The sequence below is a fragment of the Brachyspira murdochii DSM 12563 genome (genome assembly GCF_000092845.1).
Taxonomy (GTDB): Bacteria; Spirochaetota; Brachyspiria; order Brachyspirales; family Brachyspiraceae; genus Brachyspira; species Brachyspira murdochii.
Window position 1 is genome coordinate 1,188,403 of sequence record NC_014150.1, and the last position, 11,906, is coordinate 1,200,308.

10 protein-coding genes and 1 tRNA gene are annotated in these 11,906 nt (G+C 31.1%); 5 read left to right on the forward strand and 6 right to left on the reverse strand.

The window, feature by feature from the left end:
- Window positions 1–160: 160 nt before the first annotated feature.
- Window positions 161–234 (reverse strand) — tRNA-Ala (locus tag BMUR_RS05120).
- A gap of 263 nt (window positions 235–497) precedes the next feature.
- Between BMUR_RS05120 and flgE the strand changes: the two genes are divergently transcribed.
- The 5 genes from flgE (at window position 498) to BMUR_RS05145 (ending at window position 4,658) form a co-directional block, all read left to right on the forward strand.
- The gene (gene flgE / locus BMUR_RS05125; protein WP_013113537.1) at window positions 498–1,823 is read left to right on the forward strand and encodes a flagellar hook protein FlgE; all 1,326 of its coding nucleotides are present in this window, start codon (window positions 498–500) and stop codon (window positions 1,821–1,823) included.
- A 63-nt stretch (window positions 1,824–1,886) separates the two neighbouring features.
- Entirely contained in the window at window positions 1,887–2,111 is a 225-nt protein-coding gene (locus BMUR_RS05130) for a flagellar FlbD family protein (RefSeq protein WP_013113538.1), read from the forward strand.
- Between the two features lie 38 nt (window positions 2,112–2,149).
- Window positions 2,150–2,941: a motility protein A gene (locus tag BMUR_RS05135; RefSeq protein ID WP_013113539.1), complete on the forward strand. Its 792-nt coding sequence runs from the start codon at window positions 2,150–2,152 to the stop codon at window positions 2,939–2,941.
- A 16-nt stretch (window positions 2,942–2,957) separates the two neighbouring features.
- A complete protein-coding gene (locus BMUR_RS05140; protein WP_013113540.1) occupies window positions 2,958–3,758 on the forward strand; it encodes a flagellar motor protein MotB in 801 nt (266 codons plus the stop codon).
- Between the two features lie 27 nt (window positions 3,759–3,785).
- A complete protein-coding gene (locus BMUR_RS05145) occupies window positions 3,786–4,658 on the forward strand; it encodes a class I SAM-dependent methyltransferase (RefSeq protein ID WP_013113541.1) in 873 nt (290 codons plus the stop codon).
- A gap of 54 nt (window positions 4,659–4,712) precedes the next feature.
- On the opposite strand, the gene ptsP is transcribed toward BMUR_RS05145, so the two are convergent.
- The 5 genes from ptsP to BMUR_RS05170 all read right to left on the reverse strand — a co-directional run bounded on the left by ptsP (window position 4,713) and on the right by BMUR_RS05170 (window position 11,262).
- Window positions 4,713–6,458: a phosphoenolpyruvate--protein phosphotransferase gene (gene ptsP, locus BMUR_RS05150; RefSeq protein WP_013113542.1), complete on the reverse strand. Its 1,746-nt coding sequence runs from the start codon at window positions 6,456–6,458 to the stop codon at window positions 4,713–4,715.
- A 19-nt stretch (window positions 6,459–6,477) separates the two neighbouring features.
- Window positions 6,478–6,744, reverse strand: a complete 267-nt coding sequence (locus BMUR_RS05155) for an HPr family phosphocarrier protein (protein ID WP_013113543.1) — start codon at window positions 6,742–6,744, stop codon at window positions 6,478–6,480.
- A 726-nt stretch (window positions 6,745–7,470) separates the two neighbouring features.
- On the reverse strand, window positions 7,471–8,244 hold the full coding sequence (locus BMUR_RS05160) for a type III pantothenate kinase (RefSeq protein ID WP_013113544.1): 774 nt from the start codon (window positions 8,242–8,244) through the stop codon (window positions 7,471–7,473).
- 7 nt (window positions 8,245–8,251) lie between these two features.
- Complete coding sequence (locus BMUR_RS05165; RefSeq protein WP_013113545.1) at window positions 8,252–9,646, reverse strand: CCA tRNA nucleotidyltransferase; 1,395 nt, start codon at window positions 9,644–9,646, stop codon at window positions 8,252–8,254.
- A gap of 890 nt (window positions 9,647–10,536) precedes the next feature.
- Window positions 10,537–11,262 (reverse strand): hypothetical protein, encoded by a 726-nt coding sequence (locus tag BMUR_RS05170; protein WP_013113546.1) that lies wholly within the window; start codon window positions 11,260–11,262, stop codon window positions 10,537–10,539.
- Window positions 11,263–11,906 lie beyond the last annotated feature (644 nt).

Here is an 11,906-nt window from a genome sequence, read left to right on the forward strand (position 1 = left end):
GCCCACCCAAGAGTTTTTTAAATTTGCTGCGTACTTACCGCACGAATTACGTAATTATAAATAACAGATTTATTTGTAATAACAATATTTATTATATAATGAGATTTATTTACCGTGCGTTAAAACATGTGTAGTATGAAATAAAATATTTTATCAAAACTGGAGATAATGGGGCTCGAACCCACGACCCTCACAATGCCATTGTGATGCTCTCCCAAACTGAGCTATATCCCCTTGAAATGTGTAAATATTCTAAATGATTTTTAATTAAAAGTCAATTATATGAGTATTAAGTATTAGTGTAAATTTAGAATATTATTTATATCTATTATAAGTTTAAGATATTCATTAAATATATTTGATTTATATTTATCCTAAAATATATTAATGTAAAATCTATTATAAGTATCAGTATATCAAAAAAAACATTAAACAATTTTTAATTATACCGAAAATATTTTATAAGAAATACTAAAATTTTTGGAGGAATACGCCTTATGATGCGTTCATTATTTGCCGGCGTGTCTGGTTTACAAAATCATCAAACTCGAATGGATGTAGTAGGAAATAACATAGCAAATGTTAATACATACGGATTTAAAAGAGGAAGAGTTACTTTTAAGGATATGATAAGCCAATCTTTAAGCGGGGCAGCAAAGCCTCAGGAAGATAGAGGCGGTATCAATCCTCAGCAAGTAGGCTTAGGTATGATGGTTGCAACTATAGACACTATACATACACAAGGTGCTTTACAGGTTACAGGAGTAAACACTGATTTAGCTATTCAGGGAGAAGGTTTCTTTATTGAAAAAAGAGGAAACAATTCTTACTATACAAGAAACGGAGCTTTCTCTTTAGACAGAGACGGTTATTTAGTTAATCCTTCTATAGGTTATAAGGTACAAGGCTGGAATGCCGTACTTAACCCAGAAACAGGAGAAATGGAATTAAATACTGCAGCAGGTGTTGAAGATTTAATTATACCAGTAGGTTCAAAAGACCCAGCAAGAGCTACAGCAAATACAAAATATTTCTGTAACTTACAAAAAAGCGGAGAAACACATCAATCAGATTTAACTATATATGACTCTACTGGAATACCTCGCCAGTTAAGAGCAACTTTCACTAGAACAGATGTTAACAGATGGGATATGACAATAGATATACCAGATGCGACAGAAGGAAGTGTAAGCGTATCAGCAGGCGACCCAGTAGAAGGCGGCGGAAACAATACTTTCCAATTAGTATTTAATGATGCTGGTTCATTAATATCAGTAAGCGATGGTACTAATACTCAGACAGAAGGAGTATTAATGCCTAATGTATCTTTCACTTATCAGGGAACAGAAGGCGAAGTAAATCAGACTATTAACCTTACTATGGGAGAAGTTGGTTTATTTAACGGTATTACACAATTTGAATCTCCATCAACTACTAAAGCTATAGAACAAGACGGATATACTATGGGTATGTTAGAAGGTTTCAGCTTTGATGACAGCGGTCAAATAACAGGTGTATTCACTAATGGAAATAGAAAAACTTTAGGACAGGTTGCATTAGCTAAATTTAATAATGCAGGCGGTTTAGAAAAAGCAGGAGACACTTTATTTGTAGCAAGCAATAACTCAGGAGCTGCTAATATTGGTACTGCTGCTGCTGAAGGCAGAGGTTCTTTAAAGGCAGGAGCTTTGGAAATGTCTAACGTAGATTTGAGCGAACAATTTACCGATATGATAGTAACTCAAAGAGGTTTCCAATCTAATGCCAGAACTATCACTACAGCAGATCAAATGCTTCAGGAAGTTATAGCACTTAAGAGATAATTATAATAGTAGTATACTTTTTATAATTTTATAGTATAATATAAATTAGGAGTTTCTGATAGTATGATACATATAACAAGATTTGACGGAAGTATATTGTATGTTAATCCGCATCAAATAGAATTTATGGAGGAGACTCCTGATTTAGTAATAACAATGTTATCTGGAAGGAAGGTAGTAACTAAAGACAGCTTTGAAACTGTACTTAAGAGAATAGTAGAGTATAGAAGCCGAATAGTTTGTGAAAATAGTGTAAAAAAACCGTCATTCTATGGTAATGAGGAATAAAAAAATAATAAAAATAAATTTTAGTTAGAGAGTAAAATATGGATATAATTGTACCTATATGTCTTATAATGCCATTAGCAATTAACTTATTCGGTATTATCGGGGGAGGCGGTTCATTAGGTAACTTCCTTGATATAGCATCAATAATAGTAACAGCAGGAGGCGGTGCTAACTCGCTTATAATGGCAAATGATATCGGAACTGTAATAGGCGTACCTAAAGCTATTAAAGTACTTTTGCAAAAGCCGGCATATTCAGAAGACCAAATAATAATAACATTAATAAGTTTTTCTGAAAAAGCCAGAAGAGAAGGTTTGCTTGTATTAGAAGATGATATACAGGAAGTTTCAGACCCGTTTCTAAAAAAAGGTATGCAGCTTGTAGTAGACGGAACAGACCCGGAACTTGTAAAAAACATTCTTAATACAGAAATAGACAACATAGAAGCAAGACACGACTCAGTAAGAAAAGTATTTGACGATGCTGCTTCGCTTTTCCCTGCTTGGGGTATGATTGGTACATTAATCGGACTTGTAATCATGCTTAGAAGTTTGGGCGGCGGCGGCGGTCTTGAAACAATAGGTTCTGGTATGGCGGTAGCACTTATTACTACATACTATGGTTCCGTTATAGCTAACGGTTTTGCTTTGCCTATATCAGGAAGACTTGCAGCAAGACACTCATCTGAAGCAATGGTAAAAAGCATTATGCTTGAAGGTATTTTATCTATACAGGCAGGTGATAACCCTAGAATAGTAAAAGATAAACTTGTATCATTCTTGCCTCCAGCTCAGCGTCAGAAAGTTAATGAACAAGTTGGAGATAGATAATAATTAGAGGTAAAAAATGGCAAAAATTAAGTTTGGTAAAAAAGCTAAAAAAGTAGGCGATAAGGCAGATACTCCTGGTCCTTCAGCCCCATTATGGCTGCAAACTTACGGAGACTTCGTAACTTTAGTATTAACATTTTTCGTAATGCTTCTTGCTACAATGTCTACTTCTGTTAACGATTCTGCTATACAGCTTATTGCAACAGCATTCCAAGGCTCATTTGGTGTTATGCCGGGAGGTGCCACTCTGTCGCAAAGCAAACTTGTTTACGGAGGAGCTAATGCTGATACACTGCCTTCTACAGACAGGGGATATTCTATGGGAAGAAGTATTGATAAGGCAGTAGCTGTGTTGGAAGCTGAAATAAAAAGCAAAAAAGTTAGAGTAGAAGAAGATGAAAGGGGCTTTGTTATAAGTCTTGGTGCTGACCAATATTTTGAATCGGCTTCTACTAATATAATAGACAGTCAAAATAATGTAGAAACATTTATCAAGTTGGCTTCATTGCTTAGCGGTATTCCAAATGAAATAAGAATAGAAGGTCATACAGACTCAGGTTCTATTATACCCGGAAGTATTACCGAGCAGAAATTTGGTAATAACTGGGGACTTTCTTCAGCAAGAGCTATGGTTATTTTAGAAAAACTTTTTGAAAATGATCAAACAGCTAAATTGGATAGAAATAAATACTCTATTGCCGGATATGCTGATACCAGACCTGTGGCTTCTAATGATTTGCCGGACGGCAGAGCTTTGAATAGAAGAGTGGATATTGTTATAGTAAGAAACGATGTTACTTACTATAATCAAAGATAAAAATATAATTAAGACTAACTAAAAATTATGCTTTTGGCTGATAAATGGCAAGACTATAAAATTATAGACTGCGGAGATGGCGAAAAACTTGAGAATATAGGAGGATTTATAGTATCGCGTCCTGATTCTCAAGTTATTTGGTCTAAACGGTTAAATAAATGGACTAACATGGATGCAATATATCATCGCTCAGATAAAGGCGGAGGTTATTGGCAGTATATTAATAAACCTAAAGATAATTTTATCATCAAATATGAGGATCTATTATTCAAAATAGAGTTTACTAATTTCAAGCATATAGGGCTTTTTCCAGAACAGGCTGTTAATTGGCAGTTTATCATAGATAAAATCAAAGAAAAAAAATCTTCTTCTCATGAAAATAAAGAAATTAAAGCTCTTAATTTGTTTGCATATACTGGAGGAGCAACGGTAGCTTGTGCTTATGCGGGATGTGATGAAGTTGTACATGTTGATGCTTCAAAAAAAATAGTATCACATGCCAAAACAAATATAAAAATTAATAATCTTCATCAAAAAAAAGTAAGATTTATTATAGAAGATGTTATTAAATTTGTACTTAGAGAAGTAAGACGAAAAAGAAAATACGATGTTATAATAATGGATCCTCCGGTATACGGAAGAGGACCTAACGGAGAGCTTTGGCAGATAGAAACAAGTTTAACAAGGTTGGTAGAAGAATGTGTTAAACTTTTATCTGACTGCCCTATTCTATTTTTAATCAACTGCTACACAGCAAGTTTTTCTAATATATCATTAAAAAATATCTTATCCTCATCTATAAAAAATAAAGGCAATTTTGAAAGCGGAGAGATAGGACTTCCAATAGAAAACTCAGATATGATTCTTCCTTGCGGTATATATTCAAGATTTTATACATAAAAAAAGGAGCTTTTCTTATAAAAAAAGCCCCTTTAATCATCTTTCAAACTAATATTAATAGCTTATTGTCTCGCCTTTCTCATGTATTTCTAAAAATCTTAATAATTCTGCCTTTACCTCATCAGCAGTATCCAAAGTAAGAACTCTTTTAGCAAGCATCTGACATTCAGTCTTATCTAAAGATATAATCATTTTCTTAACTTCAGGTATTGATATAGCCGACATAGAAAATACATCTAAACCTAATCCAAACAACAAAGGTACAGCAAGTAAATCCCCTGCTAATTCCCCACACATAGAAATAATAATACCATTAGCATGAGCCCCATCTATAGCCATTTTTATAGCTATAAGTACTGAAGGATTATAAGGATCGCATATACTAGCTATTTTTTCATTTCCTCTGTCTGCTGCCAAAGTATATTGAGTTAAATCATTAGTACCTATGGAGAAGAAATCTGCCTCTCTTGCAAAAGCCTCTGCTCTGAATACAACAGAAGGCGTTTCTATCATCATGCCAAGTTCCAATGCCTCATTAAAAGCAATATTTTCTTTAACCAGCTCAAGTTTGCATTCATTAAATATAGACTTAGCTTTTCTGAGTTCTTCCAAAGAAACTATCATAGGAAGCATTACTTTTATTTTACCAAAAGCAGAAGCTCTAAGCAAAGCTCTGAATTGAGTTCTTATAATAGAAGTTTTATCTAAGCATATTCTTAAAGCTCGCCAGCCTAATGCCGGATTCTCTTCTTTAGGCATTTCTAAATAAGGCAGATACTTATCGCCTCCAATATCCATAGTACGTATAGTAACAGTATGTCCGCTCATAGCAACGGCTACTTCTTTATAAGCCTTAAACTGCTCCTCTTCTGTAGGAAAATCAGTATTTTCCATAAAAAGAAACTCAGTTCTGTAAAGACCTATGCCATCAGCACCATTTTTTAAAACTCCGCCTAAATCTGCAGGTGAACCTATATTAGCATATACTCTTATTTTTGTTCCGTCTTTAGATACAGCATCTTTATGAGCATATTCTTTCAATAAAGCTCTTTTTTTATCAAATTCATCTTTTAATTTTAAACATTCATCTATAGATTCTTTGGAAGGATCTATAATAACAGCTCCTGTATTTCCATTAATGATAATAGTTTGATTGTTTTCTAAATCTTTTAGAATTTCTCCAATACCAACTACAGCAGGAATCTCTAAAGATCTAGCCATTATAGAAGTATGCGAAGTACGTCCGCCTATTTCGGTAATAAAACCTAAAGTATTATCCAAATCCAAATTTGCAGTATCTGAAGGGGTTAAATCTCTGGCAACAACTACCGAGTCCTTTGGAAGATTAGAAACATCAGTAATTTCTTCCCCCTGAATATTTCTTATCCATCTGTCAGAAATATCGGCAAGATCTCCGGCACGCTCTCTTAAATATTCATCTTCAACTTCACTTAAAATTTTAGTGTAAACTTCTATACCTTGAGATAAAGCATACTCAGCACAAACCTTATCATCAGCAATAATATTATTAACTTCTTCAAGTAAATCTTCATCTTCAAGCAAAGTTATATGAGCATCAAAAATTGCTGCCTTTTCCTCTGAAACTTTTTTTGCTGTTGTTTCTCTAATTTTTAGAAGCTGTTCTTTTGTTTTATTTCTAGCTTCTAATAATTTCTTTTGCTCCTCAGCTACATTTGCACAAGGACATTTAGATACTACAATATCCTTCTTAAGAAGCAGATATACTTTTCCTATAGCTATACCGGGGGAAACCCCAATTCCACTAATTCTTTTTTCCATATTATAAGTCCAAAAAAAATTAATCTTTTAAATTAGCAAGAAACTCTTCTATTTTTTTTAGATTTTCTTGTTCATTTTCACCATCGCAATAAATAGTAAGTACTGAATCTTTTTTTACCCCTAAAGACAAAACTTTTAAAAGAGATGAAGCATTTACTCTTTTTCCTGCTTCATTTTCTATTTCTATTTTACAATTTTGTAATGTTTTTATAAATGTAACAAATTCATTACCAGGTCTAGCATGAAGTCCTGTATCATTTTGTATAGTAACTTTACCTGTAGTCATCGGCAAAACTCCTCCGTTCTTTTCTTATATATATTTTAAAGTATATCAGTTTTTTCTCATTTGTCAAATTATATATGTACTAAAAAGTATGTTTTATATACTAAATACATACTTTTTATTTAATTTATATCATGAATATAAAATTTATTACATACTATAATTAATACCATAACCAAAATATAGTATCATATTTTTGAAAACCATTTTAATAATTATTTAAACTATTTTATTTTTTAATATTTTTATACTGTAGAAAGATGAAATAGCATTAGTGCGGTAAGACAACATGCAAATAAAACATTAGACTTGTTTCAAAACTCAATTTATTAATACTCATAGTTTTTTAATTTAATATTTTTTTTAATTATAGTTTGGGCTTCACAGTTGTGCCAACCTCCACACTTCTTTTTGCCTTCCATACAAATTCCGTATCGCTATGAGTGCCATAGGAAGCGTGCAGCATGATTTTTTGATATTACCATACATTTAATACATATAATTAAAATATAAAGTTCTATCAATTCATCTTTATTAAATTTTTTATGCGGCAAAAAACTTAATAATTCTATATAAAGTGCATCAGTTGACAAAATGAAATAGTCCAGTATATACTAAAAATAGATTATTATAAAAAATATTAAAAACATAATCTGTATAATTAATAAATTAGAAAAATTTAATATATAATATTGTAAAGTAATTTTTATACAAAAATATTCAAATAGACTATTTGTTGTATATCATATTAAAATAAATTCCCTGAAGTACTAAAAAAGGATAAACTTTGCATTTTAAAAGTTTTAAATTTGATATACCGCCTGTAAGAAATATTTTTGATTTTATATTGTATTTAGATTTTATATATTTTTTTGCTTCTAATACAGCATAATTAACAGTTCCTATAGTATTATATATAGCTCCGGACATAATAGCATCTTTTACATTATTGTTTATCGGATTTGGTATTGACGATATAGGTCCTATTTCATAATAAGGAAGAGAAGTAATATTTGAAAGTGCCTGATAACTGGTTTTTGTTCCTGCTATTATCATACCGCCTAAGAATGTAAAATCTGAAAGCATAACACTTACTGTTGTTGCTGTACCCATATCTATAACTATAGAAGCATATTTATTATTATCATCATACCCATCAAGACATATAGAAGCATAAGTTGATAAGATTCTATCTATACCTACAGAATCTTTAGGTTCATATAAATTATCTTTAAGTTTTATATCATTGTGAGTAACTCTATAAGGATTAATATCAAAACAATCCTCTACACTGTCCTCAAACAGGTCATTTACTTTTAGCGATACACTGCTGTAAAATACATTTTTTATATTGCTGTAATTATTTTTTATTTCATCTAGTGCATTTACCAAATCCAAAGCATTACTATGCTCTATGGCTTTATAATATATTGGAGCATTATTATTATTTTCAAATATTGCTAACTTAACTCTTGTATTTCCAATATCAGCAAGCAAGTACATTTTCTTCTCAAGCCTCGTCCTTTATATTATTGCTTTCTAAAAAATTTCTAGTTTTTTCAAGTAAAAATTCTCTGTTATTTAATTCAGGCTCATCTAATATTAAATCAAGCAAATAATTTAATATCTTACCTATCAAAGGGCTGGGCTTTAGATGAAATTCATTAATCAAATCATTACCGTCTATTTTTAAATCTTTTACTGTTATAGCATTTTCTTCTTCAATTATCTTATCAATTCTAGCCAAAAGTTTAGGTATAGCCTTACTTTCTTTATCTTTTCTATGTCCGCTTCCAAGTCTGTCAGCTTCTCTCAATCTTAAAAGCGGCTTAATATTTTCAACACCAATAGCCCGCATAAATCTTCTAACTGCTCCGTCTGTCCACTCGTCCTGATAATAAAACATATGCTGCCTAACTAAAAGCGTTACAAAATCTATCTCAGAATTAGAATATTTTAATCTCTTCATTACATTTTTAGCTACTTTTGCACCAACAACCTCATGATTATAATAAACAGGATCATCTTGTTTTGATACTTTTTTCTGAACCATAGGTTTGGCTATATCATGAAAAAGTGCAGCAAGCCTTACTAATAAAGTTAATTCTTCAGTTTCTAAAGGCTCTACAGACTGTATGGTATGAAGTATATGATAATAAACATCGTATTTATGAAATTTATTCTGAGCAACTCCGTATCCTTGCATAAGCTCTGGAAGTATTAATGATAAAACCCCTGTTTTTCTTAAAAGCTCTAAGCCTCTGAAAGGATTTGAAGATAATAATATCCCATTAAACTCTTCACGTATACGTTCAGCTGCAATAGATGCAAGCATACCTGTAGAATGTGTTATAGCCTCAAATGTTTCTTTTTCTATTTCAAAATTTAATTTAGCGGCAAACCTTATAGCACGCATTATCCTAAGACCATCTTCTCTGAATCTCTCATAAGGATCGCCTACAGATTTTACTATTTTACGCTTAATGTCTTTCATACCGTCAAACATATCTATGAGAGTGCCGTCCAAAACATTATATGCCATCGCATTTATAGTTAAATCTCTTCTTGGTAAATCATCTTCTATACTTGAAGCATATTCTACATTGTCTGGGTGCCTTCCATCGCTATAATTACCATCGCTTCTAAAAGTGGTTATTTCAACATGCATATCCTCTATAATAACAAGTATAGTACCATGTTTTATACCAGTAGGAACTGTATATTTAAATATTCTTTGCACATCTTCAGGCTTGGCATCTGTAGTGATATCGTATTCATGCGGAGTAATACCCATTACAGCATCTCTTACAGCACCTCCAACCAAAAAACATTGAAAGCCCTCTATATGCAGTATCCTTGCTATTTCTTTTATCGGATGCGGTATATCTGTAAATATTTTCTTCACTTAATATCCTATTTATTTTATACTCTATATAGTATATACAATTTTTCATTAATTACAAATTATATTTTATATAAAATAAACAATATAATTAGGCTTAATAAAAAAATTATCTACAAACAGTTGTATAAATTTATTAACTATATAAAATTATATAATATTTAAGTTAATACATTATAAAATGATGTATATGTACTATATACTTAAACAACTATAGTTTGTCAAAATTAGTTTTTATATTTTTATTATTTTCGGGAACTAGCCCTGCGTGCCTTCGGCAACCCACACTTCTTTTGTGACGCTGTCCGCCTCGCTCTGCGTGCCGTAGGCAGGTGTGCCACAAAGAAGTAAAAAGGCTACATTTCAGGCTAAATTTAGTAATTTATTCTACATGTAAAACATAAATTAGTACTATTTAGTATTATTTTTAGACTTGCACTTTTTGGTTCTTTTTGCGGCGGGAAAAAGAACAATAAAAAAATTGATAAACTTAAAAATTTTTAGTATATACCTAAACAATTACAATTTGTCAAAATTAATTTTTTAAATTTAAAATATTTGCAGGGCTTTGCCCCGCACCCCAGTTCTTTTATTGGTATAAAAGAACCAAAAGAACTGCATTTTTAGCCTAAATTTATGGATATACACTACATTTAATACGTATATATAAAATATAAAGTTCTAGTAATTGCGTTTTTTGAGAATCGTACCGACGAAGTCCACCTGTGGTGTTGGCAACAACTTTTTACAAAGCCAGACACGCTGTGTGCCGCAGTCAAGCGAAGGCGGGAAAAAGAACAATAAAAAATTGACAAACTTAAGAATTTTCAGTATAAATATAAAAGGCTTTACCTGAAAATACAAGCAAAGCCTTTAACTAAAAATATGATTGATTATTGTTGTTTTTTATTGCAAACTATATCTTTATTTAAGAATTCTGCAGGAGCTCCTGGATTTTCTGTAAATCTAACTGTTACAGAATTATCAGAAAATTTTAAAGTACCTTTAATTGCATTTGGTTGACCATTATATGAACTAGAAATATTATAATCAGTACCATAACCAGTTATACCGCTCATATAATTTCCACTAAAATTTGGAGCTGTTGTATTGTTGTCGTTTGGAAACACTGCAATCATGTCGTTATTCACTGATACCCATACATATGCATTTTTATATTTTTCACCAAAAATCTCAATATTAGATAGGTCAAAAGTTTGTGTAGATACATAAGTATTACCGCTATACTGTTCTATGCCTTGTGAAGTTTTAGTATATGTAATCTCTTGTCCATCAATATTTACAGTTGCATTCTTTGCATCTGATGAAAATGTTATTGTAAACTCTCTACCATAAATTTTTACTTTATAACTAGGATCATTAGCCTCTAATACTTCACCTTTATTTCCACGAGTGCTATTGTATTCATATATATTACCGTTTATATCTATTTCTACAGCATCAGGGTTATTTGATGACGACCATATACCAGAATATTTTGGATCTATAGTTTTTGGTGTACTTGTATCTGGTGCTGTTTTGTCCTTATTAGAACAGCTTACTGATAACACTCCTACTAAAAATAGGGTTAGAAAGATTGTTGAAATTTTTTTACTCATAGTAAAACTCCTTTTAATTAGTTTTTTATATATAAATATCATTAAAGACATTTATTTCTATTTTAATTTAAATATTTTTAAATGTATTATTAAATTTAAATACGAATTTAAATTTATATATAAATTTATTACACTATATATTATTTTAAACAAATAGCAAGTATAATATTCGATTTTTTTACAATTTTATGCTATATTCTCGCGTATAAAAGTTTATCGAGTATAGAAGATTTAATACTAATTTATATAAATACTTACTCCTCAAATACAAGGAATTGAAGCGTTTTGATTATTAGTATTGTTTCATACTATTTTAGAAAAATTATTTCCCTCTAATGATAAGGATTTGAAGCGTTTGAAAATATATAAATAAAATTCTAAATATAATTAATGTTTATATAAGTTTTATATTTTGTAGTTAGAGAGTAAAATATTAAAATTATTAATTACTAATAAATTAAATTGCATGAAGTAAGAATAAGCTACTAAACTTTTATTAATTCTAAACCTTCAAGACCCTAGTCTTTTTTACCGCACACGCTCTGCGGACTTCGTTAAATGCAGTTCTTTCACCACAGGCGGACAGATTTCATAAAAGAACAGGAGTGCTGCGTAGTACACAGAGTATTCACTCTGTGTACTTC

Bases quoted from the DNA above. Each gene is read 5' to 3' on its own strand.
- BMUR_RS05160 (WP_013113544.1), bottom strand. From the start codon at position 8,244: ATGTACTTGCTTGCTGATATTGGAAATACAAGAGTTAAGTTAGCAATA.
- BMUR_RS05140 (WP_013113540.1), top strand. From the start codon at position 2,958: ATGGCAAAAATTAAGTTTGGTAAAAAAGCTAAAAAAGTAGGCGATAAG.
- flgE (WP_013113537.1), top strand. From the start codon at position 498: ATGATGCGTTCATTATTTGCCGGCGTGTCTGGTTTACAAAATCATCAA.
- BMUR_RS05135 (WP_013113539.1), top strand. From the start codon at position 2,150: ATGGATATAATTGTACCTATATGTCTTATAATGCCATTAGCAATTAAC.
- BMUR_RS05145 (WP_013113541.1), top strand. From the start codon at position 3,786: ATGCTTTTGGCTGATAAATGGCAAGACTATAAAATTATAGACTGCGGA.
- BMUR_RS05155 (WP_013113543.1), bottom strand. From the start codon at position 6,744: ATGACTACAGGTAAAGTTACTATACAAAATGATACAGGACTTCATGCT.
- BMUR_RS05170 (WP_013113546.1), bottom strand. From the start codon at position 11,262: ATGAGTAAAAAAATTTCAACAATCTTTCTAACCCTATTTTTAGTAGGA.
- BMUR_RS05130 (WP_013113538.1), top strand. From the start codon at position 1,887: ATGATACATATAACAAGATTTGACGGAAGTATATTGTATGTTAATCCG.
- ptsP (WP_013113542.1), bottom strand. From the start codon at position 6,458: ATGGAAAAAAGAATTAGTGGAATTGGGGTTTCCCCCGGTATAGCTATA.